Genomic DNA, 25,984 nt, shown 5'->3' on the forward strand with positions numbered 1-25,984 from the left:
GGCCCCATCCGGGCGGCGGCGGCGGCGGAGCTGCCCACCCGACCGGTCCCGGCGGGGGCGGCGGGCCCCACGGGTGCGCGCTGGCGACGCCCGCTCCGATGCCCGTAGCGGCGATAGCCATTCCCCCACACAACGCCGTGGCCCCCACCAGTCGACGGAGCTTTACGGTGCGCGATGCCATCGTTTTCTCCCTTCATTCGGCGTAACACCAACGACGCTAATGAAGGGCGATGGGCCCGACCTTTCGATAACCTATGTTTTTGCTGTACTTCGGGAATCCGTCGCCCACCTGGGCTTATGCGGCGGAAGGACGGCCTCAAACCCATCCGAGGGTTTGCGGGACCATGTACAACCCGAAGGCTATCACCACCAGGCACAGCGCCCAGGTCACGTATTTGTGGGCGCCGCGCATGCGCCACTGCTCGGGCAGCGCCTTGGCCTCCAGCGCCAGCAGCAGGCCCAGCACAATCGGCAACAGCAGGGCGTTCATCACCTCGACGTCCAGCGCGAGGTTGACCAGGTCGACGCTGGCCAGCACGAGTATCGCGCCGACGATGTGCGCCAGCGCGTAGGTCAGGTAGAACTTGGCGGTCTCGCGGTTGGGCCGCTCGTTGAGCGTGTGCCGCCACTTGAACACCTCGGCCAGGCCCCATGCCCCGGCCAGGGAGGCGACGATCGCGGCCACCAGCGCCGCGCCCAGCATGCCCAGCCCAAACAGCACCGTCCCCCCGGTGTGACCCAGGTACGGCGTGAGCGATTCGGCGATCTGACCGACGGTGTCCAGCGACACCCCGCCCTCGTGGGCCCCGACCGTCGACGCCATGGTCACCACCACCGCGATCATGATCAGCTGGGTCAGTACCGCGCCGGCGGCGGTGTCGTAGCGCTCCTGACGAATGGTCGTCTCCGACAACCGCTTATCGACCACCGCGGCCTGCTGGTAGAAGATCATCCACGGCATGATGACGGCGCCGACGTTGGCCGCCACCAGCATCAGGTACGACGAGTTGCCCAGCGGCATCGACGACAATCCGCCGACCAGCGCCGAGAGGCTGGGCCGCGCCATGAGCATGGCGATCAGGAAGGCCAGTTCGGCGGCGCCGATGATCAGCCCGATGCGCTCGACGCGCCGGTAGCTGCCGGTCAGCGCCAGCGCCAGCAACGCGACCGTGGCGATCGGGATGCTCACCCACCGGGAGACGCCGAACAATTCCCCCACCCCGGCCACGCCGGCGAACTCGGTCAACAGCGCCCCGATCGCCGACGCGAACAGCGTGAACGCCGACACCCACGCCCAGCCGCGGCCGAACTTCTCGCGGATCAGGGCGCCGTGTCCGCGCCGGGTGACGATGCCCAGGCGCACGGTCATCTCCTGGACGACGTAGAGAACCGGCATCAGGATGAGCTGCGGCAGCACCATCCGGTAACCCCACTGCGCGCCGGACTGCGACGCGGTGATCAGCGAGCCGGCGTCCGTGTCTGCCAGCATCACCACCAGGCCCGGTCCCCACACCGACAGCACTCCCCAGCGCAGCCAGCGACCGCGCGTCCGCAGCGACACCGATGCCGGGCCGCCGGACTCGTCCGCGACCGCCGTGCCAGATTCGACCACCTGTCACCCCCTCCCGTGTTCGGCGGCGTTCGACCGCCCGAACCGGATCCTAAACTAAGGCTGCCCTAACCTGCGGGGGTTCGTGGTGAAAGTGCTGTTCTCGAGTACGGGACAGGGATGCTCGCCCGAGTCCGTCAGCGTGCGCCCCTGGCGCCGGCGCCCGCCCTCTGCCGAATGGTCAGGAACGCGGCGCACACCACGAGGACCGCGGTGGTGGCGATTTCGGAGATGAGCACGGTGGAGTTCAGCAACCACCGATCCGGGAGCCCGGAAATTCCCAACTCACGCTTGGCGTCGCCGACGAGCACCGCGGGATAGAGCAGGGACAGCGCGGCAACGCCGCAGGCGATGAGCGCGCACCCGCAGGCGACAAGCCCGAGCGGTTGCACCCGCGTCGCGGCCCACAGGGCCCCGGCGGCCGAGATCGATGCGATCAACACCACCCACCCCGGTGCGCTGTCGACCATGCCGGTGAGCAGGGCACCGTAGTGGTTGCGGTGGTCGCCGATGTAGAAGCCGAGGCCGTTCCACCGAATGGGCACTCCAAGAGGGCTTACGTCGATCCACGGCAACAGCGTCAAGCCGGCGGATGCGACGGCCGCAACGACACCGACCCATCGAATCGACCTGTATGACAACATATTTCGAAGGCTCCTACGGGGTGCCCTGGTTCGGATGGGGCACGCCCACGACGTTGTCGTAGCGCGTCGCCATCCACTCGTCCGGCGCCATCTTCTCCGCAGGCGGCAGCCCGATCGCCTGCGACACGGCGGGACCGATCACGCTGTCGTATTGACCCGCGGTGACCCCGGGGATTCTGGCCTTCACTTCGTCGAGCGTCGCGAGCCGCCCGTTGGGATGGTCCGCGTCGTGGATGACGTACTCGGGGGGAAGCGGCACGTTGTGCCCGGCCCCGAGCAACGCGTTCGCCATTCCCTGGTCCGCGTACCCGATGTCCAGCGGCTGGATCGGGTTCTCGTTCGGCCCGGTCGGCGGCGGGCCCAGGATGCTGTTCTCCAGGCCGTGCCCCAAGACGTTGAACGCGGGGCTGGCCGCCGTGCCGACCCCCGGCGGTAGACCCGCCGCCGTCGTCAGCCCGGTCAGCCCGGCTTCGTAGGCCTGTTTCTTTATCTCGTATTCGGACTGCTGCTGATGGAAGCCGTTGGTCTCGTTGGCGAGGTGGGCATTATGGGTCCCGACGTCCACCAGACCCTTGAGGGTCGCGGCGTCGTAGAGCTGCGCGTCGTAACCGGAATGCGTGGTCTCGTTGCCGAATGCCGCCTCGTGAACCACGGCCTGGGCATACGCCTGTCCGTTGAAATACGTCGCGGCGTCTTTGTCGCTGCCGATCACCGTGAAGATCTCCTTGGCCACCGGTAGCGCACCCGATCGCGTGTTGCCCTCGTCGTCGAGCGGAGTGCCGAATTCGGGTAAGCCGCCGGAGGTGCCGGCAATGTTGTTCACGTACGGGCCCAGCCCGTGTGCCATGCCCTGAACCAGTTTCGGGTCCATCTCGCCCAGGGTGTGATTGCCGGGCAGGTGCATCAGCTCCGGGTGATTGCCGATGTAGGAGCTGTAGGCATGGGCCGTCTCCCCGGCGAGCCGCGCTTCGGGACCTCGCGCCGCATCGCCGGTCCACGAGAACAGCGAGCTCACCGCGTCGCCGTGGTCTTGCCAGTAATGATGCGTGAGGTTCTGCAGGAACCGGTCGTGATCGGCGCCCGTCATGGCGTCGTGAACCACCTGGTGATCCGGCGACACCGCGGAGAGCACGTTGGAGACGGTCGGATCGATGTTGGGCTTCAGGTCGCCGGCCTGGCCCTCTCCGGCCCGCCAGAAGGCGCCGTTCATCAGGGCCGACGCCTGCTTCATCATGCCCTTGTCGAGGTCGGTGTTGGCCTGCAGCGAGCGGTTGCCGTCCTTGACGATGCCGGCCAACTGGTTCAAGTGGCGAAGGTCGGGCCAGTGCGCGTTGAGCAGCTGTTGCACGCTCTCGGGCAGCTGCGCGGCACCGCCGCGCAGGGTGTCCCCGCCCTGAACCGCGCCGACCTTCGTGTCCGTCTTCGGGAAGGTGATGTTCGGGTTGCTCATCAGCTGCAGCGAGTCGCCGATCATGCCCTTCTCGTCGCCGAGGCGCTGCTCGGCGGCCGTCAGCGCGTCCATGCTCATGCCGTGTTCCTGCGCTTGCAGCTGGCTCAGCACCGCCGCCTGCTCGGAGGTCAGCGGCGTCTTGCCGGCGACTTGCTCCGGCGACACCGAGTGCAGCACCCCGTTTACCCGCGCCGCGGCGCCCTTGTCGCCCGCGAGGGCGTCGGTGACGTCCTGCCGGGCCTGCTCGGGCGTCTCGGGCGCGTGCCCGTCGAAGCCCAGGACCCGTTCCGGGTCGTAGCCGTCGTCGGCCAGGCTCTTCTGCGCCTGGTGCAACGACTTCGTGTAGTTGTCGCGGGTGGCGCGCAATCGGTCGAGCGCGTCGCGGGTGTCATCGACCGCGTCGGCCTTCGCGGCTCGGATCAACGCCTCCAGCGCGTGCCGGTCGTCGGGGGTCAGGTCGGTGTGCTTGAGGTCCTCGGTTGCCGCGCCGATGATCCTGTCGAGCACCTCCAGCTTGTGCTCCAGCGCGGCGATTTCGGCGGCGCCGCTTTTCTGCGCGTCGGCCAGGTCGGCGGCGATCTTCTCCAGGTCGGCGCCGATCTTGGGCAGCTGCTCGGACTGCGCGCCCAGCGCCTTCGCGGTGCGCTGCACCTCGTCGGCGTCGTTGATGGGGCTGTTGCCGTTCTGGTGATTCCACGCCGCGTCGAAGCGTTTGCGCGCCTGGTCGAAGGCGGCGTCGGCCTCGGCGGTGTGCCGGCCGGCCGCGTGGAACGCGTTGGCCAGGCCGGAGATCTGCCCCGGCTGGCCGGCCTGCAGTGTCCGGTTGATTTCCCAGGGATCTCCGCCGGCGCCCGCGATCAGCTCCGCGATGGACAGATACTTCAGCTGCATGGCCCGCCCAGCAATCGCGTGTCGACGACCATCCCCGCCCCCTTTGTGCCGACCGCGCGCCTGCCACCAGGCGTTTGCCCCCTCCCCAGGGGGACGACGGTCGCGTCGAGCAAAAGCATATTTTGGCCGGCGACACCCGCACCAGTCACCAGCCACCCGCGGCGAGTTAGCCGGGGCGGTGCGGAGGGTATTCACGGCGCCATGGGGTGGGTCTCTGTACACGCGGTCGCGATCGGCTCGGCACTGCTGTCGGCGTTCTGGGCTGCCGTGGGCATCGTCGTCCGGCAACGCGCCGCGCAGCGCGTTCCCGGCGCCGAGGCGCTGTCGTCGACCATGGCGACCTCCTTGGTCCGCCAGCCGCAGTGGTGGGCGGGGCTGATCGCGGCCGTCGCCGGCTTCGTGTTCCAGGCCATCGCCCTGGCCCATGGCTCGCTGCTGTTGGTGCAACCGCTGCTGGTCTCCTCGCTGCTGTTCGCCCTGCCCATGAGCGCGCGGCTGTGCCACCAGCGCATCAGCTGGGTCCAGTGGGGCTGGGCGACGCTGCTGACGGCCGCGCTGGCGGTGTTCGTTCTCGTCGGGCAGCCCCGCGAAGGCCACAGCCGACCTCCGATCCCGGCGTGGACGCTGGCGCTGGCCATCGCCGTGCCGTCGGTGCTGGTCTGCATCACGGCCGCGCACCGCGCCGCCGGCCGCGTCCGCGCGATCCTGCTCGGCGCCGCAGTGGCCGTGCTGCTCGGCATGATCGCCGTGGTCACGAAGGTCTGCACGCACCGGTTCTCGGTGGGGGGATGGCACGCGCTGCTGACGGTTCCCGCGCCCTACGTGCTGATCGCGCTGGCCGCAACCGTGATGGTGGTGCAAAGCTCCGCGTTCCATGCCGGCGCCCTGCAAGCGTCCGTGCCGATCATGCTCGTCGGCGAGCCCATCGTCGCGGTGTTGCTCGGGGTGATCGTGCTCGGTGATCACGTGGCGGTGGGCGGCGTTGCGGCGCCGGTTCTCGCCGCCGCCGTCGTGGCGATGGTGGCGGCGACGGTAGCGCTGGGCCGCAGCCAGGCCATCGAGGCGAGCGAACCCCCCGCGCCGTCGAAGCGGGTGCCATCGGATCCGGGCTGCGAACCGGTGGCCGCCGCCCGGATTACTTAGATCACACAACCATTGAGTAGTCCGCTGAGATATCGTCAAGGCTGGCGTTGAGCAGTCGTTTCAAGGAGGGCGCAAAGATGAACGCATTGAGGTCCGTCGGCTTGGCCGTGGTGACGGCCGTTGCCCCCTTCACGATCCTGTTCGCGAGCGGTCCGGCCTACGCGGACAACAACAACGAGTTCGGTCAGCCGTGCTCCCCGGAGGGGACGAAGCTGTGGGGCCGCGGCGGCCCGATCTTCTGCGCGCGCCAGGCCGACGGGAACCTGCAGTGGGTGCCGATTCGCCCGCAAGACCTGTGCGTGGCGTTCTGCGATCGACCCTGACGCCCGCGCCCACGGCGCGATGAACCGGCACAGGCGACCCCTGCGACGAATCTCTCGCAGGCGGCCCGTTTCCCCCGCGACAGCTTGCTCTAGACGATAGGGGCATACAAAGGTTATGAGCGGTCAACCCGAGGTGCGGCACGACACGATCCGAGCGCCGCAACGCATGCCCGAGGTTCATGTCGAGGCGCTCGCGATGCAGAAGGCGCAACGCAAGACCCGACGGCGCGCTGTTGTCGATCTGCAACTGGGCGACAGCCACCCCGTCGAGGGCGACGACCTGGAATGGTCCTTCAGCTACCGGGTGGCGCCGCAATAGGAGCGCGCCGCGGGCGCCGTCACCCGCCGTGACGCGTTTGCGCACAGACCAATTCGCCCAACCGGGCCCGTCCCCTCACGCGGGGCGGCCCGGTCGCGTTCGGCTTGGCCGCGTCCACGGAAACTTTGGTGGCAGGTACAGGATTCGAACCTGTGAAGCTTTCGCGACGGATTTACAGTCCGCTCCCATTGGCCGCTCGGGCAACCTGCCGCATAGCAGGTTACAACGAGCGAGTAGACAAAGCACAAACGGCTAGCACTTCGAGGGAAGGGACGGATTGCATGGCGGACTCATCGTTCGACATCGTCAGCAAAGTGGACCGTCAGGAGGTCGACAACGCGCTCAACCAGGCCGCCAAGGAGCTGGCCACCCGGTTCGACTTCCGCGGCACCGATTCGACGATCGCCTGGAAGGGCGACGAGGCTATCGAGTTGACGTCGTCGACCGAGGAACGCGTCAAGGCCGCCGTGGACGTCTTCAAGGAGAAATTGATCCGCCGCGACATCTCCATGAAGGCGTTCGACGCGGGTGAACCCCAAGCCTCCGGCAAGACCTACCGGGTCACCGGCACCATCAAGCAGGGCATCAGCAGCGAGAACGCCAAGAAGATCACCAAGCTGATCCGCGACGACGGCCCGAAGACCGTCAAGACGCAGATCCAGGGCGAGGAGATCCGCGTCACCAGCAAGAAGCGCGACGACCTGCAGGCGGTGCAGGCGCTGCTGCGCAACGCCGACCTCGAGGTGGCGCTGCAGTTCGTCAACTACCGCTAGCCCGACCAACCGGTGGGTCTCTACGCTGATGACCACGCCTTGTCCCTTCACCGCTGAGCGAGGTTCACGATGACCGTGACTCCCACCGGCCCGGCGCCGGTCGAGGCCGAATATTTCGACGTCATCATCGTCGGTGCCGGGATCTCCGGTATCGATGCGGCGTACCGCATCTCCGAGCGCAACCCGCAGCTGAGCTACACCATCCTGGAGCGGCGCGCGCAGATCGGCGGGACGTGGGACCTGTTCCGCTATCCCGGGGTGCGCTCGGACAGCAGCATTTTCACGCTGTCGTTCCCGTTCGAGCCGTGGCCGCGCAAAGAAGGCGTCGCGGACGGCGTCCACATCCGCGAATACCTGGCCGCGACCGCGCGTAAGTACGGGATCGACCGGCACATGCGGTTCAACAGCCGGGTCCGCTCGGCCGATTGGGACTCGTCGACCGACACGTGGACGGTCACGGTGGAGCAGGACGGCGCGCCCAGGCGCTACCGCGGCCGCTTCCTGTTCTTCGGCAGCGGTTACTACAACTACGACGAGGGCTACACCCCGGAGTTCCCGGGCATCGCGGACTTCGCGGGCACGGTGGTGCACCCCCAGCACTGGCCCGAGGATCTGGATTACACCGGCAAGCGGATCGTGGTGATCGGCAGCGGCGCGACCGCGGTCACCCTGCTGCCGTCCCTGTCGGGACGGGCCGCGAAGGTCACCATGCTGCAGCGCTCCCCCACCTACCTCATCTCGGCGTCCAAATACGGCGCGGTCGCCGCAATCTCCCGAAAGCTCTTGCCGCGCAAGCCCGCACATCTGGTGATACGGATCTACAGCGCGCTGACCGAGGCGGTGTTCTACGCGTTGTCCCGCAAGGCACCCGGGTTGGTGCGGTGGCTGCTGCGGCGCAAGGCGATCAGCAGCCTGCCCGCCGGCTACGACGTCGACACGCACTTCAAGCCGCGCTACAACCCGTGGGACCAGCGGATGTGCCTGATTCCCGACGCCGATCTGTACAACGCCATCAGCGCCGGCGGTGCGGAGGTGGTCACCGACCACATCGACCATTTCGACGCCACCGGCGTCGCGCTCCGCTCCGGTGCACACCTCGACGCCGACATCGTGGTCACCGCGACCGGGCTGCAGCTGCAGGCGCTGGGCGGGGCCGCGATCAGCCTGGACGGCAACGAGATCAAGGTCAGCGACCGCTTCGTCTACAAAGCGCACATGCTCGAGGACGTGCCGAACCTGTTCTGGTGCGTCGGCTACACCAACGCCTCGTGGACCCTGCGCGCCGACATCACCGCCCGTGCCACCGCAAAGCTGCTGGCACACATGGCTTCTCACGGGTACACGCACGCCTACCCGCACCGCGCCAACGAGCCGATGGCCGAGAAGCCGTCGTGGGACATCAACGCCGGCTACGTGCTGCGCTCGGTGCACATGCTGCCCAAGTCCGGCACCAAGCGGCCGTGGCATGTGCGGCAGAACTACCTGGCCGACGCCCTGGACTACCGCTTCGACCGCGTCGGGGAAGCCATGGTGTTCGGCCGCGCCGCCGACCGGGCCTCGCTGGCCGGGTAGCCGCCGGCGACACGAGGCCCCGTCGAAGTTCGTGAACTCCTTATAAAACTTTGGCGTCGGCAATACGCTGATCGCCATGGCAGCACAGATGCGCGATCCCAAAGTCGTTGTCCTCGGTGGCGGTTCCTGGGGCACCACAGTGGCGTCCATCTGCGCGCGCCGGGGGCCGACGCTGCAATGGGTGCGCTCGGAGGAGACCGCCAAGGACATCAACGAGAACCACCGCAACAGCCGGTATCTCGGCGACGACGCCGTGCTGAGCGACACCCTGCGCGCCACCACCGACTTCGCCGAGGCGGCCAACAGCGCGGACGTCGTCATCATGGGTGTCCCCTCCCACGGTTTCCGCGGCGTGCTGACCGAGTTGGCCAAGGAGCTGCGGCCCTGGGTGCCGGTGGTGTCGTTGGTCAAGGGGCTCGAGCAGGGCACCAACATGCGGATGTCGCAGATCATCGAGGAGGTGCTGCCGGGGCACCCCGCCGGCATCCTGGCCGGGCCGAACATCGCCCGCGAGGTGGGTGAGGGCTACGCCGCGGCCGCCGTGCTGGCGATGCCCGACCAGCACCTGGCGACCCGCCTGTCGACGCTGTTCCGGACCCGGCGGTTCCGGGTGTACACCACCGACGACGTAGTCGGCGTCGAGATGGCCGGGGCGCTGAAGAACGTCTACGCCATCGCCGTCGGCATGGGCTATTCGCTGGGCATCGGCGAGAACACCCGCGCGCTGGTGATCGCCCGCGCGCTGCGCGAGATGACCAAGCTGGGGGTCGCGCTGGGCGGCAACCCGGAGACGTTCCCCGGCCTGGCGGGCCTCGGCGACCTCATCGTCACCTGCACCAGCCAGCGCAGCCGCAACCGGCACGTCGGTGAGCAGTTGGGCGCCGGTAAGCCGATCGACGAGATCATCGCCTCGATGAACCAGGTCGCCGAGGGCGTCAAGGCCGCCAGCGTCATCATGGAGTTCGCCAACGAATTCGGTCTGAACATGCCGATCGCGCGCGAGGTCGACGGCGTGGTCAACCACGGCTCCACGGTCGAGCAGGCCTACAGCGGCCTGATCGCCGAGACGCCCGGCCACGAGGTGCACGGCTCCGGCTTCTGACCTGGGCGAACCGGGTCCGCAATTCAAATCTTTGCGTTCGATATGGGCTGCGCCGTTGCCCTTGACCGGCGCTTCGCCGGCAAAATACCGTCACTGCAGGTAGCCAGGCGTTCCCGCGCACGACCGCGCAGCTAGTCCTTTCGTAACCGCCTGTCCGCCAACAGGTTACGCCGACGTAATCGTTCGAAGGTGGGGCGGATCGCGCCACATCGCCGCACAGACTCGACAAGGGACGCGACCGATGCACAACACCGAAGAACTCGGCACCGAGGACCCTGACCACCGCGGACCGCGAGCGCAACGCCTGCGCTCGATCGTGCGGCACGACCTGCCGTCGTCCATCGTCGTCTTTCTCGTCGCACTACCCCTGTCGCTGGGCATCGCGATCGCGTCGAACGCCACGGTGCTCGCCGGCCTGATCGCCGCGATCGTCGGCGGCATCGTCGTCGGATCGCTGGGCGGGTCGCCGCTACAGGTCAGCGGCCCCGCCGCGGGATTGACCGTGATTGTCGCCGGCCTGGTATCCGATTTCGGTTGGGGCGTCACGTGTTTGATCACCGTGGCCGCCGGGGTGCTGCAGGTGTTGCTGGGCCTGAGCCGCGTCGCGCGGGCCGCGCTCGCGATCTCACCCGTCGTCGTGCACGCCATGCTGGCCGGCATCGGGATCACCATCGCGCTGCAGCAAGCGCACGTGCTGCTCGGTGGCAAGTCCAAGAGCACCGCCTGGCACAACCTGATCGGCCTGCCCGGGCAGATCATCGGCGCGCACCGGCCCGGCGTTCTGCTGGGGGTGCTGGTCATCGCCATCCTGATCGGCTGGCGTTGGGTTCCGGCACGGGTGCGACGGATCCCCGGCCCCTTGGTGGCCATCGTGGCGGCGACCGTGGTGTCGGTGGTGTTCCCCTTCCACGTCCGGCGCATCGATCTCGAGGGATCGCCGCTGGATGCGTTGCAGCTGCCCGACATTCCGCATGGTGACTTCGGCGCGGTCGCCATCGGGGTGATCACCGTCGCGCTCATCGCCAGCGTCGAGAGCCTGCTCTCGGCGGTGTCGGTCGACCGGATGCACAACGGCCCCCGCACCGACTTCAACCGCGAACTGGTGGGACAGGGCGCCGCCAACATCATCTCCGGCACCATCGGCGGCCTGCCGGTGACCGGGGTCATCGTGCGCAGCTCGACCAACGTCAACGCCGGTGCGAGGTCGCGCGCCTCGTCGATCATGCACGGCGTGTGGATCCTGTTGTTCACCATCCCGTTCGCGGGTCTGGTCGACGAGATCCCCACCGCCGCGCTCGCCGGCCTGCTGATCGTCATCGGCATCCAGTTGCTCAAGCCCGCCCACATCGAAACCGCGCTCAAGCACGGCGATCTCGCCGTCTACGTCGTCACCGCCGTCAGTGTCGTGTTTCTCAACCTGCTGCACGGGGTGCTGATCGGGCTGGCGCTGGCCATCGCCCTGACCGGGTGGCGGGTGATCCGCGCCAAGGTGCACGCCCAAGCCAAGGCCGACGAGTGGCGCGTCGCCATCGAGGGCGCGGCGTGCACCTTCCTGGCTCTGCCGCGGCTGACCCGGGTGCTGTCCGCGATCCCCGCGGGAACCGTTGTCACCGTGGATGTTTCGGTGAACTACCTCGATCACGCCGCCCAACAGGCCATTGCCGACTGGCAGCGGCAGCACGAGGCGACCGGCGGCACGGTGCGCATCGCCAGCAGGCTCGAGACGGGTCACGTCGCCGATCGCGGTGCCGACGAGGCCGTCGCCCACGAATCACCCGGCGCCGCCGCGTGATTCGCGGCATCGCGTAACGCGCGTCAGCCCCGAGCCATCGACTCCAGCCGCCGGATGCGGTCCTCGATGGGCGGGTGCGTCGAGAACAGGGACCCGATGCGCTCGCCCGCGCGGAACGGGTTGGCGATCATCAGGTGCGCCTGGCTGGCCAGCTGCGGCTCCGGCGGCAACGGGGCCGCCTGGACGCCGCCGGAGATCTTGCGCAGCGCCGACGCCAGGGCCAGCGGGTCGCCGGTCAGCACCGCGCCCGACTCGTCGGCCTGATACTCGCGGGACCGCGACACCGCGAGCCGCACCACGGTCGCGGCGATCGGGCCCAGCAGCGAAACGAGGAGCAGCGCAAAAGGATTCTCGCCGTCGCGGTTGTTGCCGCCGAACATGCCGGCGAACATGGCCATGTTGGCCAGCGCGGTGATCACCGACGCCATCGCGCCCGCGATGCACGAGATCAGGATGTCGCGGTTGTACACGTGGGACAGCTCGTGTCCCAGCACGGCGCGCAGCTCGCGCTCGTTGAGAATGTCCAAAATTCCGGTGGTGCAGCAGACGGCCGCGTTACGCGGGTTGCGGCCCGTCGCAAACGCGTTGGGCGCGTTGGTGTCACTGATGTAGAGCCGCGGCATCGGCTGGTGCGCGGCGGTGGCCAGCTCCCGCACGATGCGATACATCACCGGCGCCTGCAGCTCCGACACCGGCTGCGCGTGCATCGCCCGCAACGCCAGCTTGTCGCTGTTGTAGTAGGTGTAGACGTTCATGCCGATGGCGAACAGCACCGCGATGAACATCGCTGTGCGCCCGAACAGCGAGCCCACGAACACGATCAGGGCAGACATGCCGACCAACAACGCGAACGTCTTGAACCTGTTGGCATGCGGATGCCAAGTCATCGGTGTCCTCCTTGCGAACACGCGTCACGGATTACGCTCATTGAACGCCTGAGGGCACCCGCGGGGTTCCGGATCCGCTAACCGTGCCGGCTGATGGTGTAGTCGACCAGCGTCTGCAGCGCCTGGCGGCCGGGCCGGTCCGGCAGCTGGGCCAGCTCCTGGCGGGCCTGCTCGGCGTACTCGGCGAGGACCTGCTTGGCCTTGGCCATTCCGGGCGAGGCGCGCAGCAGCGCCAGCGCCTCGGCGACCGCCTCGTCGTCGTCGATGGGACCGCTCAGCAGCTCGCGCAGCCGCGACGCGTCGGGGCCGGGTTCGCGCAGGGCGTACACCATCGGCAGGGTGTGCACCCCCTCGCGGACGTCGGTGCCCGGCAGCTTGCCGGACTCGTGGGCGTCGCTGTCGATGTCGATGATGTCGTCGGAGATCTGGAACGCGGTGCCGACGATCCCGCCCAGGCGGCTCAGGCGCTCCACTTGCTCGGCGTCGGCGCCGGAGAACATGGCGCCGAAGCGCCCCGCGGCGGCGATCAGGCAGGCCGTCTTCTCGTAGACCACCTTGAGGTAGTGGTCGACGGGATCGACGCCCTCGGCGCTGCCCCGGCCCTCGCGCATCTGCCCGGTCACCAGCTGGGCGAACGTCTCGGCGATGAGCCGCACCGCCTCCGGCCCCAGCCGCGACACCAGGCGCGAGGCGGTGGCGAACAGGTAGTCGCCGGCCAGGATCGCGACGTTGTTGCCCCACCGCACGTTCGCCGTCGGCGCGCCGCGGCGCACCTGGGCCTCGTCCATCACGTCGTCGTGGTACAGCGTGGCCAGGTGCACCAACTCGATGACGGCGCCGGCGATGGTTACCTCTTCGGCGTCCGGGTTCGGCCCAAGCTGCGCGGACAGCACCGCGAACAGGGGCCGGAACCGCTTGCCACCGGCCTTGAACAGGTGCATCAGCGACTCGGTCATCACCTCGTCGGCGCTGCGCAACTCGGCGTCCATGAGCCGCTCGACCCGCCCCACACCGTCGCGCACGGTCGCCGCGAACTCGGCGTCACCGAAGTCGACGCCCGCTACCACCGTCGCCGGAGTACTCACTCGACCAAACATACTGGTGTACATGACGACGGCAGCGACCAGAGCCGATCTGGTGGTGGTGGGCGCCGGGCCCGCCGGTTCGGCCGCCGCGGCCTGGGCCGCCCGCGCGGGCACCGACGTGCTCGTCATCGACGCCGCCCGGTTCCCCCGCGACAAGGCGTGCGGTGATGGGCTGACCCCGCGGGCCGTCGCCGAGCTGGAGCGCCTGGGGCTCGGCGACTGGCTGGACACCCGGATTCGGCACCGCGGCCTGCGGATGAGCGGCTTCGGCGGCGAGGTGCAGGTCGACTGGCCCGGCCCGTCGTTCCCGTCGACCGGCAGCGCCGTCGCCCGCCTGGAGCTGGACGACCGGATCCGCCAGTGCGCCGAAGACGCCGGGGCCCGCATGCTGCTGGGCACCAAAGTCGTTTCCGCGGAACGTGATTCGGCGCAGCGAGTGGTGTCGGTGACCTTGGCCGACGGCACCGTCGTCGGCTGCCGCCGGCTGATCGTGGCCGACGGCGCCCGGTCCTCGCTGAGCCGGACCCTGGGCCGGCGGTGGCATCAGGAGACGGTGTACGGCACGGCGGCCCGCGGCTACCTCACCACGCCGCGCGCCGACGACCCGTGGCTGACCTCACACCTGGAGCTGCGCTCGCCGGACGGCGCCGTGCTGCCCGGCTACGGCTGGATCTTCCCGCTGGGCAACGGCGAGGTGAACATCGGCGTGGGGGCGCTGTCGACGTCCAAACGGCCGGCGGACCTGGCGCTGCGGCCGCTGATCAAGTACTACGCCGACCTGCGGCGCGACGAGTGGGAGTTCACCGGCCCGCCGCGGGCGGTGTCGTCGGCGCTGCTGCCGATGGGCGGCGCGGTGTCCGGGGTGGCCGGCCCCAACTGGCTGCTCATCGGTGACGCCGCGGCCTGCGTGAATCCCCTCAACGGCGAGGGCATCGACTACGGCCTGGAGACGGGCCGCTTGGCCGCCGAGCTGCTCGACGGCGGCGACCTGACGCAGGTGTGGCCGACGCTGCTGCGCCAGCACTACGGCCGCGGCTTCTCGGTGGCGCGCCGGCTGGCGCTGCTGCTGACCTTTCAGCGGTTCCTGCCCACCACCGGCCCGATCGCCATGCGCTCGACGACCCTGATGACGATCGCGGTCCGGGTGATGGCGAATCTTGTCACCGACGAGGACGCGGATTGGGTGGCCCGCGCGTGGCGCGGTGGCGGCCGGTTGTCGCGGCTGCTGGACCGCCGCACGCCGTTCAGCTGACCCGGCGGCGGTGTCCCGTCGGGCGCCGGATTTCCGCGGCGCACCGCCGCCGATCGGTGTATAGTCCGGCTAATGAAGGGAACGAGGCTGGCTACTATCGGCATGGCCGCCGCCGCGATCGCAATCGCCGCGCCGGCGCAGGCCGCGCCGTCCAACGATTACGACTATCCGTTCAAAGAGACGGTCAACGGGTTTGGCATCTACGGCCCGCAGGACCAGCTGGCGTGGCTCGGCAAGATCACCTGCGACCGGTTGGGTCGCGGCGTGGACACCGACGCTTACAAGTCCGCCAACTTCATCCAGAAGAACCTGCCCCGCGGGACCAGCCAGGGCCAGGCTCTGCAGTTCCTCGGCGCCGCCGTCGACCACTACTGCCCGGACCAGGTCGGTGTGGTGCAGGCGGCCGGTCACCACTGACCCCCGCGTCCCCCTACGTCGGCTTCTCGGCGGCGTGTAGCGCCACGATGCCGCCGGTCAGGTTGCGCCACCGCGCCCCGGACCACCCGGCCCGCCCGATCTGCTCCGCCAGCGCCGCCTGATCCGGCCACGCCCTGATCGACTCGGCGAGGTACACATAGGCGTCGGGATTGCTCGACACCGCCCGAGCCACCCGCGGCAGCGCCCGCATCAGGTACTCCTTATAGACGGTCGCGAACAGCCCGTTGGTGGGAGTGGAGAACTCGCAGACCACCAGGCGGCCGCCGGGCCGGGTGACGCGGGCCATCTCGCGCAGCGCCGCCGGGGTGTCGACGACGTTGCGTAACCCGAAACTGATGGTCACCGCGTCGAAGACGCCGTCGGCGAACGGCAGCTTGGTGGCGTCGGCGGCCACCTTGGGGACCTGCCGCGCCGCCCCGGCCGCCAGCATCCCGACGGAGAAGTCGGCGGCCAGGCACCACGCCCCGGACTTTTGCAGCTCGACCGTGGACACCGCGGTGCCCGCGGCCAGGTCCAGCACCTTGCGGCCCGGCCCCACGTCCAGCGCCGAGCGGGTGGCCCGCCGCCAGTACCGGTCCCGCCCCAGGGACAGCATGGTGTTGGTCACGTCGTAGCGGCGGGCGACGCCGTCGAACATCGACGCGACGTCCCGGGGATCCTTGTCCAAAGCCGCGCGACTCACGAGGTCGACCGTACCGGCCCGCCCGGGAATGGTCGGCCGGTGCACGCGTTACACAACGGCGTGACGGAAAAAATTTGGTTTATCACCGGTACGTCCCGTGGCTTCGGGCGGGCGTGGGCCATCGCGGCGCTGGAGCGGGGCGACAAGGTCGCCGCCACCGCGCGCAACACGGCATCGCTGGACGACCTCGCGCAGAAATACGGCGACGCGCTGTTGCCGATCGAGCTCGACGTCACCGACCGCGACGCGGACTTCGCCGCGGTGCGGCGGGCGCACGACCACTTCGGTCGCCTGGACATCGTGGTCAACAACGCGGGCTACGGCCACTTCGGCTTCATCGAAGAGCTCTCCGAACGGGACGCCCGCGACCAGCTCGAGACCAATGTGTTCGGCGCGCTGTGGGTCACCCAGGCCGCGCTGCCGTACCTGCGCGAGCAGGGCAGCGGCCACATCATCCAGGTGTCGTCGATCGGCGGCATCAGCGCCTTCCCGTTGGTCGGCATCTACCACGCGTCCAAGTGGGCGCTGGAGGGCTTCTCCCAGGCGCTGGCGCAGGAGGTCAAGCCGTTCGGCGTGCACGTCACGCTGATCGAGCCGGGCGGCTTCGACACCGACTGGTCGGGCTCGTCGGCCCGGCATTCCGACCGAATCCCCGCCTACGACGAGGTGCGGGCCGCGGTCGACGCCGAACGGGCCAAACGGTGGGCCAGCCCGGGCAACCCGGAGGCGTCGGCGGCCGCCCTGCTGAAGGTGGTCGACGCGGAGCAGCCGCCGCTGCGGGTCTTCTTCGGGTCCTCGCCGCTGCAAACCGCCAAGGCGGACTACGAAAGCCGGCTGCGGACGTGGGAAGAATGGCAGCCCGTCGCCGAATTGGCGCAGGGCTGAGCCGGCCTCACTCCGCCCGCGCCTGCCGCGGGGTGAGCGCCCGGCGGCGCGCGAGCGGCGACAGCACCGCCTCGTAGTGGCCGAGCAGCTGGTCGCAGATCACCGGCCAGCTGCGGCCCAGGACGCTGCGCCGCGCCGCCACGGCGTAGCGAGCGCGCTCCTCGATGAGGTGTTCGACCGCGTGCGGCAGCCGCTCCTCGAACTCGTCGACGCCCAACAGCAATCCGGTGCGGCACGGCGTGACGAGGTCACGTGGGCCGCCGGCGTCGGGGGCGATCACCGGCAGCCCCGACGCCAGCGCTTCTTGAACAACTTGGCAGAACGTCTCGTGCTCACCGGGATGCACGAAGACGTCCATGCTGGCGTATGCCGTGGCGAGCTCGTCGCCGTACAGCGCGCCCGTGAATACCGCTGTGGGCATTGCCGATTGCAGCTTCTTGCGGTCGACGCCGTCCCCGACGATGACCAGTTGCACCGCGTCGTTCGCGGCCAGCGGGGCGAGGCGCTCGACGTGCTTCTCCGGCGCGAGCCGCCCCACGAAGCCGACGATCGGCTTGCCGTGCGGTGACCAGCGCCGCCGCAGGGCGTCGTCGCGCAGCGACGGCGCGAACCGCAACACGTCGACGCCGCGCGCCCAGTGATGCACGCGCGGGAAGCGATGCTCGGCAAGGGATTCCATGGTCACGCTGGACGGGGCCAGGGTGCGGTCGGCCAGGCTGTGCAGGTGCCGGAACCAGGCCCACGCCGCCCGCGACGTCATCGGGATGCCATAGCTCGCCGCGAAACCCGGGACGTCGGTCTGATACACCGCGACCGTCGGGACCCCGAGCCAGCGGGCCGCCTTCACCCCGCCATAGCCGAGCAGCGCCGGTGACGCCAAATGCACGACGTGCGGGTCGAATCCGCGCAGCACACTGACCAGGCGGGGGGTCGGCACCCCGAGCGGCAGGCTGGTGACCTTGGGAAACATCCGCGACGGCACCCGGTGCACCCGGATACCGTCGTAGATCCGCTCGGCGCGGGGTTCCCCCCGCGGGTTGTCCGGGGCGATGACGAGGGCTTCGTGCCCGGTCCGGCGCAGGTGCTCGAGCACCCGGATCACGGAGTTGCTGACACCATTGACATTCGGCAGGAACGATTCGGCGACGATGGCAACGCGCACACCCTCAAGGTGTCAGCGTCGGCTGTCGCGGAGGTTGCCTGCGGGCATACGACACGCGAAATTTGCTGGTCGGACCCTTTTCACAGCGATTCGAGGGCCGGTTCACCCGCCCGGGCCGCCGGTTGGGGCCGCCGATCGAGCCACTTGTCCAGCGCCGCCAGCACAATCAGCAGCACCGTCGCGACCAGCCAGCCCACCACCGCGATGGAACCGGCGGGGATGATCGACAGCCCGGCGTTGCGATGCTGCACGCGAACGAGATTGGGGTCGTTCCTGTTGTATTCGACGTAGATCCGCATGCCGGTGGCCAGGTGCGACGGGTACAGGACGCCGAGTTCCGGGCGGTACGTGACGCGCTCGGGCGTGACGAACTCGATCGTGGAGCGGCGCGGTCCCGCGCTGAGCACCTCGGCCTGCGCGACGCCCATGTTGTGCTCGATGGCGAGGTCGTCGCGCCAGGCGCCGGCCACCAGCAGCACCGACTGCAGGGTGACCAGGCCGGTGACGATCAGGACCGCGATTCTGCCCCAGCGCAACGCGATTCGGGCCCGGGTGCTGGGCGGCTCGTCGCTGCGGCCGTGAATCAGTATGCGGTACAGCGTCTTCAGCCGCTTCACAGCGCGGCCCTGATGGCGGCGTGCAGGGCGCGCAGCGACGACCGGTCCGCCTTGACCTCCAGCACCCGCATGCCGGGCGCCGGCTCGTCGAGGGCCGCGTCGAGCTCGTCGACCTCGATCTGGCGGCTCTCGACGTGGTAGGCGCGGCACAGCGCGCCGACGTCGACGTCGTGCGGGGTACCGAAGATCCGCGACGACACGTCGGCGAACCGCGGGTCGCCCTGCTCGAGGGTTTCGAAGATGCCGCCGCCGTTGTCGTTGGAGACGACGATCGTGAGCCGGCGCGGGGTGGGCTCGGTGGGGCCGATGAGCAGCCCGGAGCTGTCGTGCACGAAGGTCAGGTCCCCGATCAGCGTGACGGTGCGGGCGGGGGTGTCCGGGCCGCCGCTGCGTTCGTGGGCCAGCGCCGCGCCGATCGCGGTGGAGACGGTGCCATCGATGCCGGCGACGCCGCGGTTGGAGCGGACCCGGATGTGGCGGGTGTCCAACCCGACCAGGGCGGCGTCGCGCACCGGGTTGGAGGCACCCAGCACCAGCTGGTCGCCGGGCCGCAAGGCGTCGGCCACGGCCGCCGCGACGTGCAGGCCGGTGGTCAGCGGGTGGCTACGCAGCTGGCCGCGGACGGCGTCGACGGCCTGCCGGTGCACCTCGGCGCAGCGCCGCAGCCACGCCGGGTCGGGCGCGCCGGTGGTGACCGCCCGCGTCCCGGTGGCCTGCGAATTCCCCGACACGTCGGGCCAGCGCGGCCCGGTGGTCAGCGCGAACACCGGCACCCGCGGATCGGCGAGCAGCGCCGACACCGGCCGGTGCAAGGTGGGGCGGCCGAGCATGATCACCTGCTGGGGCCGCAGCAGCGGCAGCGCCAGCGGGTGCAGCGGGTTAGGCACGGCCCGGCCGGAAAATGACGTGGGCTCCGCGACGGTCGGCAGCCCGGCCAGGTTCTCCTGCAGCCCGGCGCCGTGCCCGGCGATGACGACCGTGTCGGGCGTCAGGTCGATGTCCAGCGGCTGATCGAAACTCACCGGCGGGGTGTAGGTCCAGGGCCGGCCGCCAGGCCGCCCCTGCGGGACCCCCGACTGCGGGCCGCGGTCGGGCACCAGCGGTTCGCGCAGCGGGATGTCGAAGTGCACCGGGCCCGCATTGGCGGTGCGGGCGCCCGTCGCGGCCACCAACACCCGGCAGGTGGCCGACCGCCAGGTAGCGTTCAGCGAGTCCAGCCGCTCGGGCGCGTCTTCGGCCAGGCCCAAGCTGATCGTCGCCCGCACCTGGGTGCCGAAGTAGCCGAGCTGCTCCATCGTCTGGTTGGCGCCGGTGCCGAGCATCTCGTAGGGCCGGTTGGCCGAGAGCACGATCAGCGGGACGCGGGCGTAGTTCGCCTCCACCACGGCGGGCCCGAGGTTGGCCACGGCCGTGCCCGACGTCATGGCGACGCAGACCGGCGCGCCGGCGGCGATCGCCAGCCCGATGGCCAAAAAGCCGGCGGTGCGCTCGTCGATGCGCACGTGCAGCCGGAGCCGGCCGGCGCGGTCGGCGTCCTGCAGCGCGAAGGCCAGCGGGGCGTTGCGCGACCCCGGGCACAGCACGACGTCGCGGACGCCGCCGCGGATCAGCTCGTCAACGACCACGCGGGCCTGGGTCGTCGAGGGGTTCACTACTACAGGGTGTCACAACCCGGCGACGTGGCCTCAGCCCTTGTGATCGGCGAAGAACTTCAGCATCGCGGCGTTGACGGCGTCCGGCCGCTCGAAGAACCCCAGGTGGCCGGTGTCGGGGATCTGCACGTACCGGCCGTTGGGCAGCGCGTCGGCGACCTCCCGGCCCAGCTGCGGCGGCGTCAGCACGTCGTCGGAGAAGCCGATCACGAGCACCGGCGTCGTGATGGCGCGGTAGGCCGACAACCGGCTGGTGTGCGGCGCGACGTCCAGCTGGGCCCGCAGCCCCGGCGTGGGCTTGACCGGCCAGGTGGAGAACATCGCGATCCAGTCGGCCACCGCCACGTCGTCGTTGAGCGTCTTGCGGGAGAAGTTCTCCAGCAGCCGGATCTTGGCCTCGTACGCCGCGGGCAGCTGCACGCCGGCATCGGCCAGCTCGGCCTCGGCGTCGCGGAAGAACTGCCGCGCCCGGTCCATCCGGCCGCGGGTGCCCATCAGCACCGCGGAACTGACCAGGTCGGGCCGCGCCAGCAGCAGCTCCTGGGTGATGAACGCCCCCATCGACATCCCGACGACGCGGGCCGGGGCGGCGTTGAGCCCCTCGATGAGCGCCACGGTGTCGGCGACCATGGTCTGCGTCGAGAAGCCCTGCGCGCTCTCGGTGGCGCCGATGCCCCGGTTGTCGAAGGTGATGACGCGGTAGCCGGCCGCCAGGAACGCCGGCACTTGGTACGGGTGCCAGGTCCGTCCGGCGCCGCCGTGGCCGGCGATGAACACCACCGGCTCCCCCGAACCGCGGTCGTCGTAAGCCAGGTTGATCACCCGGACGACGTTAGCAACCGGTAGCAGGCCTCGACCCGGTCGAGCCACCACTGCCGGGGGCGCGCCGGGGCCCGCAGGGCGCTCAGCCGCGCCGGGTCGGGCGTGACCGGCCCGACCGTCAGGAAGCCGTCTTCGGGCGGCGCGACGTCCGCCACGTCCTGGACGAACAGCCCGCCGGTACCCAGGCCGCAGGCGTGGTGCAGCGCCGGCAGGGCCGCCGCCGCGCTGAGCCCCGCGGCGATGCCGACCGCCGAATCCAGCGCGCTCGAGATCACGACCGGGACGTCGATCTGCGCGGTGATGTCGAGCAGGGCCGACACCCCGCCCAGCGGCGCGACTTTGAGCACCGCGATGTCGGCGGCGCCGGCGCGGACGACGGCCAGGGGGTCGGCGGCCTTGCGGATGCTCTCGTCGGCGGCGATCGGCACGTCGACGCGGCGTCGAACCTGCGCCAGCTCCTCGACGGTCGCGCAGGGCTGCTCGAGGTATTCCAGCGGGCCGAGCGCTTGGGCGGCCGCGACGGCCTCGTCGACGGTCCAGCCGCCGTTGGCGTCCACCCGCACCGTCGGGACCCGGTCGCGCACGGCGTCGACGCGGGCCACGTCGTCGGCCAGGGTCTGGCCAGGCTCGGCGACCTTCACCTTGGCCGTGCCCGCCCCGGGAAACCGCGCCAGCACCTCGGGTACCCCGGCGGCGGGCACGGCCGGCACGGTGGCGTTGATCGGGATGCGGTCGCGGCGCGGGGGCGGCGGCGGGCGATAGGCGGCCTCGATGCCGGCGGCCAGCCAGTGCGCGGCCTCGGCCGGCGGATACTCGACGAACGCCCCGAACTCGCCCCACCCGGCCGGGCCGTCGATCAGCGCGACCTCGCGGGTGGTGATGCCGCGGAACCGCACCCGCATCGGCAACGCCACCACGTGCAGGCGCTCCAGGAGGTCGTCCAGCGGGGGCGGGGTCACCGGCCGTAGACCCGGCGTCCCGCCAGGTACGTCGCCCGCACGTCGAGGTCGGCGATCTGCTCGGGCGGCACTGCGCGCGGGTCCGCCGATAGCACCACCAGGTCGGCGTACTTGCCGACCTCCAGCGAGCCGACGATGTCGTCGGAGAACAGCTGCCACGCGGCGTCGATGGTTTGCGCGCGGATCGCCTGCTCCACCGTCAACCGCTCCTCCGGCGCCAGCACCCGACCGCTGGGCGCGGTGCGGGTGACGGCCACGCTGATGTTGCGCAGCGGCTCCTCGGGGGTGACCGGCGGGTCGTTGTGCAGCGAGATGCGCATCCCCGTCGCCACCGCCGAACCCGCGGGCATCCACCGGCTGCCCCGCTCGGGACCGAACAGGCCGTCGACGATGATGTCGCCCCAGTAGTGGATCTGGTCGACGAAGATGCTGCAGGTGACGCCGAGGTCGTGGGCCCGTCGCAGCTGCTCGGGCCGGATCGCGCCGACGTGCTCGAGGCGCAACCGGTGATCCTCGCGCGGATGGCGGCGCAGCACCTCCTCGTAGACGTCGAGGATGGTGTCCACCCCGGCGTCGCCCTGCACGTGGCAGGCCATCGGCCAGCCCAGCGGGAAGTACGCGCCGACGATCTCGCGCAGCTGCTCTTTCGTGTAATTGGCGCAGCCGCAGGAGCCGGGCACCACGCCGATGATCCGGGTGGCCTCGGTGTCCAGGTACGGGAAGGACAGGTCGATGTTGCCGATCCAGGGCGACCCGTCGACCCAGATCTTGATGCCGACCTGGCGCACGACGTCGTCGCCCTGGCCGGGCGTGGCGTCGGTGGCCATCTGGGGGTTGGAGATCTCGTAGGTGCGCAACCGGACCGTGAGGCGCTCGCGCAGCTGCTCGACCAGGGGCCGGAAGCCCGGGTCGAAGGCCATCTCCGAGCAGGTGGTCAGGCCGGCCCGGTTGAGGCGGGCGCACTCGGCGAGCAGCATCCGCGGGTAGTCGGCGAAGTCGATGGCGCCGCCCAGCAGCGGGAACACGGCGCCGGTCTCCTCGGCGGTGCCGTCGAGTTCGCCGTCGGCGCCGCGGCCGTACTTGGCGCCCTTGGGGTCGGGGGTGTCGCGGGTCAGGCCGTGCGCCCGGGCGGCGGTGGAGTTGAAGAACGCCTTATGCCCGGAGTTGTGCAGGATCACCAGCGGGCTGTCGGGCGCGACGCCGTCGAGCCAGCTCAGCGTGGGTTCGGGCAGACCGTTCTGCAGCAGCGGATCCCACCCGCTCAGGTAGGCGCCGTCGGCGCCGCGCCGGGCGACCTCGGCGTGGACCGCGTCGAGGACGTCGGCGGCCGCGCGCAGGGTGACCGGGCGGATGTCGACGAACCGGTCCGACAGCGCGACCGCCTCCATCAGCGGGTGCCCGTGCGCCTCGACGAATCCCGGCATGACGCAACCGTCACCGATGTCGACGGTCTGGGTGTCGGGGCCGACGAAGTCGGCGACGTCGGCGCGGGTCCCGACGGCGACGATGCGGCCGTCGGCGACCGCCAGCGCCTCGGCGGTGGGCCGCACCTCGTCGACGGTCAGGACGGTTCCGGTGACGACGAGATCTGCCTGGGCCATGGGGAGGGATCGTACTGATCGATGGTGTCCGCAAGGGGGTAGCTGACTGAAATTGCAACACGTTCTAGTCTTGGCGCATGAGTGACGATCTCCTGCGCCATCCCATTCATTCCGGACACCTGACCGTCGGTGCGCTCAAGCGCAACAAAGACAAGCCGGTGCTGCATCTCGGCGACACCACGTTGACCGGTGGGCAGCTCGCCGAGCGCATCAGCCAGTACATCCAGGCGTTCGAGGCGCTCGGTGCGGGCACCGGCGCGACCGTCGGGCTGCTGTCGCTGAACCGGCCCGAGGTGCTGATGATCATCGGCGCGGGCCAGACCCAGGGTTATCGCCGCGTGGCGCTGCACCCGCTGGGCTCGCTGGACGACCACGCGTACGTGCTGGGCGACGCGGGCGTGACGTCGCTGATCATCGACCCGAACCCGATGTTCGTCGAGCGGGCGCAGGGCCTACTGGAGAAGGTGCCCGGCCTCAAGCAGGTCCTGACGATCGGCCCGGTCCCCGAGGCGCTCGGCGATTCGGCGGTGGACCTGGTGGCCGAGGCGGCCAAGTATCCGCCGAAGCCGTTGGTGGCGGCCGATCTTCCGCCCGACCACATCGGCGGGATGGCCTACACCGGCGGCACCACCGGCAAGCCCAAGGGCGTGCTGGGCACCGCGCAGTCGATCACGACGATGACGACGATCCAGCTCGCCGAATGGGAGTGGCCGGAGAACCCGCGCTTTTTGATGTGCACGCCGCTGTCGCACGCCGGGGCGGCGTTCTTCGTGCCGACCATCATCAAGGGCGGCGAGCTGGTGGTGCTCACCAAGTTCGACCCCGCCGAGGTGCTGCGGGTGATCGAGGAACAAAAGATCACCGCGACCATGCTGGTGCCGTCGATGATCTACGCGCTGATGGACCACCCTGATTCGCACACCCGCGACCTGTCGTCGCTGGAAACGGTCTACTACGGCGCCTCGGCGATGAACCCCGTGCGGCTGGCCGAGGCCATCCGGCGCTTCGGGCCGATCTTCGCCCAGTACTACGGGCAGTCCGAGGCGCCGATGGTCATCTCGTATCTGGCCAAGAAGGACCACGACGAGAAGCGGCTCACCTCCTGCGGGCGGCCGACGCTGTTCGCCCGCACGGCGCTGCTGGACGCCGACGGCAACCCGGTGCCCCAAGGCGAGGTCGGCGAGATCTGCGTGTCCGGGCCGCTGCTTTCCGGCGGGTACTGGAACCTGCCGGAGGAGACGGCCAAGACGTTCAAAGACGGCTGGCTGCACACCGGCGACATGGCCCGCGAGGACGAGGATGGCTTCTGGTTCATCGTCGACCGGGTCAAGGACATGATCGTCACCGGCGGGTTCAACGTGTTCCCGCGCGAGGTCGAGGACGTCGTCGCCGAGCACCCGGCCGTCGCGCAGGTCTGCGTCATCGGCACGCCGGACGAGAAGTGGGGCGAGGCCGTCACCGCGGTGATCGTGCTGCGGCCCGACCATCCCACCGACGAGGACGCGGTGGCGCGGGTCACCGCCGAGATCCAGGCCGCGGTCAAGGAGCGCAAGGGTTCGGTGCAATCGCCCAAGCAGGTGATCGTCGTCGACTCGGTGCCGGTGACCGCGCTGGGCAAGCCCGACAAGAAGGCCGTGCGAGCGCGGTTCTGGGAGGGCGCGGGCCGCGCCGTCGGCTGAATCTGTGTCGCCGAGTGTGCGGCCGGGTCGAGCGTGAAGTTAGCTTCACGTTCGAGGTCGAGCGTGAAACCAGCTTCACGTTCGGGGCGCGGCGATCCCGGCGACGAGTAGGTCGAGCATGCGGCCGGTCTGCTCTGGGGAACCGCTGGCCAGAAAGGTGCCGACCAGGCTGGACACCACGTCGTCGGCCTGCACGTCGGGGCGCAGGCTGCCGTCCTCGGCGCCGGCCCGCAACAACAGGCCGACGGCGCCGACGATGCTGTCCCGGGTCTGGCCGGCGTGCATGGCGCCGGAGGCGAAGATCGCTTGCAGCGACTCGGCCATGCCGCGCTTGGCGGCGACGAAGCCGGCGTAGCGGTCCATCCACGCGCGCAGCGCGGCCTTGGGCGGGTGCCGGTCCAGTAGCTGCCCCGCCGCGGCCGCGACGTCGGCCAGCTCGGCCCGGTAAATCGCCTCGACCAGCGCCTCGCGGCTGGGGAAGTGCCGATACAGCGTGCCGATGCCCACCCCGGCGTCGCGGGCGATCGATTCCAGCGACACGGAGCGCCCGGCGGCGGCGGCGAACGCCGCCGCCGCCACCTCGAGCAGCCGCTCGCGGTTGCGGCGCGCATCGGATCGGTCAGCCAAGCGGAGGCACCTCCATTT

24 protein-coding genes and 1 tRNA gene are annotated in these 25,984 nt (G+C 70.1%); 11 read left to right on the forward strand and 14 right to left on the reverse strand.

The window, feature by feature from the left end:
* Positions 1-316: 316 nt before the first annotated feature.
* From A5700_RS16435 to A5700_RS16445, 3 genes are all read right to left on the reverse strand, one after another.
* On the reverse strand, positions 317-1,612 hold the full coding sequence (locus A5700_RS16435) for an NRAMP family divalent metal transporter (protein WP_068064871.1): 1,296 nt from the start codon (positions 1,610-1,612) through the stop codon (positions 317-319).
* Positions 1,613-1,746: 134 nt separating this feature from the next.
* Positions 1,747-2,154: a hypothetical protein gene (locus A5700_RS16440; RefSeq protein WP_231973678.1), complete on the reverse strand. Its 408-nt coding sequence runs from the start codon at positions 2,152-2,154 to the stop codon at positions 1,747-1,749.
* Between the two features lie 112 nt (positions 2,155-2,266).
* On the reverse strand, positions 2,267-4,594 hold the full coding sequence (locus A5700_RS16445) for a hypothetical protein (RefSeq protein WP_068064865.1): 2,328 nt from the start codon (positions 4,592-4,594) through the stop codon (positions 2,267-2,269).
* Positions 4,595-4,795: 201 nt separating this feature from the next.
* On the opposite strand from A5700_RS16445, the gene A5700_RS16450 reads away from it, so the two are divergent.
* The 3 genes from A5700_RS16450 (at position 4,796) to A5700_RS16460 (ending at position 6,379) form a co-directional block, all read left to right on the forward strand.
* Entirely contained in the window at positions 4,796-5,737 is a 942-nt protein-coding gene (locus tag A5700_RS16450; RefSeq protein WP_068064863.1) for a DMT family transporter, read from the forward strand.
* A 77-nt stretch (positions 5,738-5,814) separates the two neighbouring features.
* Positions 5,815-6,060 (forward strand): hypothetical protein, encoded by a 246-nt coding sequence (locus A5700_RS16455; RefSeq protein WP_068064860.1) that lies wholly within the window; start codon positions 5,815-5,817, stop codon positions 6,058-6,060.
* A 115-nt stretch (positions 6,061-6,175) separates the two neighbouring features.
* On the forward strand, positions 6,176-6,379 hold the full coding sequence (locus A5700_RS16460) for a hypothetical protein (RefSeq protein WP_068064857.1): 204 nt from the start codon (positions 6,176-6,178) through the stop codon (positions 6,377-6,379).
* A 126-nt stretch (positions 6,380-6,505) separates the two neighbouring features.
* Here the strand turns inward: A5700_RS16460 and A5700_RS16465 are convergent.
* Positions 6,506-6,589: transfer RNA gene (locus A5700_RS16465), tRNA-Tyr, on the reverse strand.
* 71 nt (positions 6,590-6,660) lie between these two features.
* On the opposite strand from A5700_RS16465, the gene A5700_RS16470 reads away from it, so the two are divergent.
* The 4 genes from A5700_RS16470 (at position 6,661) to A5700_RS16485 (ending at position 11,618) form a co-directional block, all read left to right on the forward strand.
* Complete coding sequence (locus A5700_RS16470; RefSeq protein ID WP_068064854.1) at positions 6,661-7,152, forward strand: YajQ family cyclic di-GMP-binding protein; 492 nt, start codon at positions 6,661-6,663, stop codon at positions 7,150-7,152.
* A gap of 69 nt (positions 7,153-7,221) precedes the next feature.
* A complete protein-coding gene (locus A5700_RS16475; protein ID WP_068064851.1) occupies positions 7,222-8,724 on the forward strand; it encodes an NAD(P)/FAD-dependent oxidoreductase in 1,503 nt (500 codons plus the stop codon).
* A gap of 76 nt (positions 8,725-8,800) precedes the next feature.
* Positions 8,801-9,826, forward strand: a complete 1,026-nt coding sequence (locus tag A5700_RS16480) for an NAD(P)H-dependent glycerol-3-phosphate dehydrogenase (protein ID WP_068064848.1) — start codon at positions 8,801-8,803, stop codon at positions 9,824-9,826.
* Positions 9,827-10,067: 241 nt separating this feature from the next.
* A complete protein-coding gene (locus tag A5700_RS16485) occupies positions 10,068-11,618 on the forward strand; it encodes a SulP family inorganic anion transporter (RefSeq protein ID WP_082966235.1) in 1,551 nt (516 codons plus the stop codon).
* Between the two features lie 23 nt (positions 11,619-11,641).
* On the opposite strand, the gene htpX is transcribed toward A5700_RS16485, so the two are convergent.
* Together htpX and grcC1 are read right to left on the reverse strand one after the other, a co-directional pair.
* On the reverse strand, positions 11,642-12,505 hold the full coding sequence (gene htpX, locus A5700_RS16490; protein WP_068064845.1) for a zinc metalloprotease HtpX: 864 nt from the start codon (positions 12,503-12,505) through the stop codon (positions 11,642-11,644).
* Positions 12,506-12,582: 77 nt separating this feature from the next.
* The gene (gene grcC1, locus A5700_RS16495; protein WP_068064842.1) at positions 12,583-13,590 is read right to left on the reverse strand and encodes a nonaprenyl/(2E,6E)-farnesyl/geranylgeranyl diphosphat synthase; all 1,008 of its coding nucleotides are present in this window, start codon (positions 13,588-13,590) and stop codon (positions 12,583-12,585) included.
* A 22-nt stretch (positions 13,591-13,612) separates the two neighbouring features.
* On the opposite strand from grcC1, the gene menJ reads away from it, so the two are divergent.
* Both menJ and A5700_RS16505 read left to right on the forward strand, forming a co-directional pair.
* Positions 13,613-14,842, forward strand: a complete 1,230-nt coding sequence (menJ, locus tag A5700_RS16500; RefSeq protein ID WP_068064885.1) for a menaquinone reductase — start codon at positions 13,613-13,615, stop codon at positions 14,840-14,842.
* A gap of 72 nt (positions 14,843-14,914) precedes the next feature.
* Entirely contained in the window at positions 14,915-15,259 is a 345-nt protein-coding gene (locus tag A5700_RS16505; RefSeq protein ID WP_068064839.1) for a DUF732 domain-containing protein, read from the forward strand.
* A gap of 13 nt (positions 15,260-15,272) precedes the next feature.
* Here the strand turns inward: A5700_RS16505 and A5700_RS16510 are convergent, their stop codons facing one another.
* The gene (locus A5700_RS16510) at positions 15,273-15,962 is read right to left on the reverse strand and encodes a demethylmenaquinone methyltransferase (protein ID WP_068064880.1); all 690 of its coding nucleotides are present in this window, start codon (positions 15,960-15,962) and stop codon (positions 15,273-15,275) included.
* 60 nt (positions 15,963-16,022) lie between these two features.
* Here A5700_RS16510 and A5700_RS16515 point away from each other — a divergent pair, with 60 nt between their 5' ends.
* Entirely contained in the window at positions 16,023-16,847 is an 825-nt protein-coding gene (locus tag A5700_RS16515; RefSeq protein WP_068064883.1) for an SDR family oxidoreductase, read from the forward strand.
* 7 nt (positions 16,848-16,854) lie between these two features.
* Here A5700_RS16515 and A5700_RS16520 read toward each other — a convergent pair whose 3' ends face one another.
* The 6 genes from A5700_RS16520 to A5700_RS16545 all read right to left on the reverse strand — a co-directional run bounded on the left by A5700_RS16520 (position 16,855) and on the right by A5700_RS16545 (position 23,660).
* On the reverse strand, positions 16,855-18,009 hold the full coding sequence (locus A5700_RS16520; protein WP_068064836.1) for a glycosyltransferase family 1 protein: 1,155 nt from the start codon (positions 18,007-18,009) through the stop codon (positions 16,855-16,857).
* Positions 18,010-18,089: 80 nt separating this feature from the next.
* On the reverse strand, positions 18,090-18,626 hold the full coding sequence (locus A5700_RS16525; RefSeq protein WP_156671254.1) for a DUF3592 domain-containing protein: 537 nt from the start codon (positions 18,624-18,626) through the stop codon (positions 18,090-18,092).
* Complete coding sequence (gene menD, locus A5700_RS16530; protein ID WP_068064833.1) at positions 18,623-20,278, reverse strand: 2-succinyl-5-enolpyruvyl-6-hydroxy-3-cyclohexene-1-carboxylic-acid synthase; 1,656 nt, start codon at positions 20,276-20,278, stop codon at positions 18,623-18,625. The genes A5700_RS16525 and menD overlap by 4 nt, the downstream gene beginning before the upstream one ends.
* Positions 20,279-20,311: 33 nt before the next feature.
* On the reverse strand, positions 20,312-21,100 hold the full coding sequence (locus A5700_RS16535; RefSeq protein WP_068064830.1) for an alpha/beta fold hydrolase: 789 nt from the start codon (positions 21,098-21,100) through the stop codon (positions 20,312-20,314).
* Entirely contained in the window at positions 21,097-22,059 is a 963-nt protein-coding gene (locus A5700_RS16540; protein ID WP_082966236.1) for an o-succinylbenzoate synthase, read from the reverse strand. The genes A5700_RS16535 and A5700_RS16540 overlap by 4 nt, the downstream gene beginning before the upstream one ends.
* Positions 22,056-23,660, reverse strand: a complete 1,605-nt coding sequence (locus tag A5700_RS16545) for an amidohydrolase (protein ID WP_068064827.1) — start codon at positions 23,658-23,660, stop codon at positions 22,056-22,058. Before A5700_RS16545 ends, A5700_RS16540 begins: the two co-directional genes overlap by 4 nt.
* Before the next feature lie 77 nt (positions 23,661-23,737).
* Between A5700_RS16545 and fadD8 the strand changes: the two genes are divergently transcribed.
* Positions 23,738-25,339: a fatty-acid--CoA ligase FadD8 gene (fadD8, locus tag A5700_RS16550; RefSeq protein ID WP_068064824.1), complete on the forward strand. Its 1,602-nt coding sequence runs from the start codon at positions 23,738-23,740 to the stop codon at positions 25,337-25,339.
* A 75-nt stretch (positions 25,340-25,414) separates the two neighbouring features.
* On the opposite strand, the gene A5700_RS16555 is transcribed toward fadD8, so the two are convergent.
* A complete protein-coding gene (locus A5700_RS16555; RefSeq protein ID WP_068204853.1) occupies positions 25,415-25,966 on the reverse strand; it encodes a TetR/AcrR family transcriptional regulator in 552 nt (183 codons plus the stop codon).
* Positions 25,967-25,984 lie beyond the last annotated feature (18 nt).

The sequence above is a fragment of the Mycobacterium sp. E1214 genome, assembly GCF_001666755.1.
Classification (GTDB): Bacteria; Actinomycetota; Actinomycetes; order Mycobacteriales; family Mycobacteriaceae; genus Mycobacterium.

Bases quoted from the DNA above. Each gene is read 5' to 3' on its own strand.
- A5700_RS16445 (WP_068064865.1), bottom strand. From the start codon at position 4,594: ATGCAGCTGAAGTATCTGTCCATCGCGGAGCTGATCGCGGGCGCCGGC.
- A5700_RS16450 (WP_068064863.1), top strand. From the start codon at position 4,796: ATGGGGTGGGTCTCTGTACACGCGGTCGCGATCGGCTCGGCACTGCTG.
- A5700_RS16455 (WP_068064860.1), top strand. From the start codon at position 5,815: ATGAACGCATTGAGGTCCGTCGGCTTGGCCGTGGTGACGGCCGTTGCC.
- A5700_RS16460 (WP_068064857.1), top strand. From the start codon at position 6,176: ATGAGCGGTCAACCCGAGGTGCGGCACGACACGATCCGAGCGCCGCAA.
- A5700_RS16470 (WP_068064854.1), top strand. From the start codon at position 6,661: ATGGCGGACTCATCGTTCGACATCGTCAGCAAAGTGGACCGTCAGGAG.
- A5700_RS16475 (WP_068064851.1), top strand. From the start codon at position 7,222: ATGACCGTGACTCCCACCGGCCCGGCGCCGGTCGAGGCCGAATATTTC.
- A5700_RS16480 (WP_068064848.1), top strand. From the start codon at position 8,801: ATGGCAGCACAGATGCGCGATCCCAAAGTCGTTGTCCTCGGTGGCGGT.
- A5700_RS16485 (WP_082966235.1), top strand. From the start codon at position 10,068: ATGCACAACACCGAAGAACTCGGCACCGAGGACCCTGACCACCGCGGA.
- htpX (WP_068064845.1), bottom strand. From the start codon at position 12,505: ATGACTTGGCATCCGCATGCCAACAGGTTCAAGACGTTCGCGTTGTTG.
- menJ (WP_068064885.1), top strand. From the start codon at position 13,613: ATGACGACGGCAGCGACCAGAGCCGATCTGGTGGTGGTGGGCGCCGGG.
- A5700_RS16505 (WP_068064839.1), top strand. From the start codon at position 14,915: ATGAAGGGAACGAGGCTGGCTACTATCGGCATGGCCGCCGCCGCGATC.
- A5700_RS16545 (WP_068064827.1), bottom strand. From the start codon at position 23,660: ATGGCCCAGGCAGATCTCGTCGTCACCGGAACCGTCCTGACCGTCGAC.
- fadD8 (WP_068064824.1), top strand. From the start codon at position 23,738: ATGAGTGACGATCTCCTGCGCCATCCCATTCATTCCGGACACCTGACC.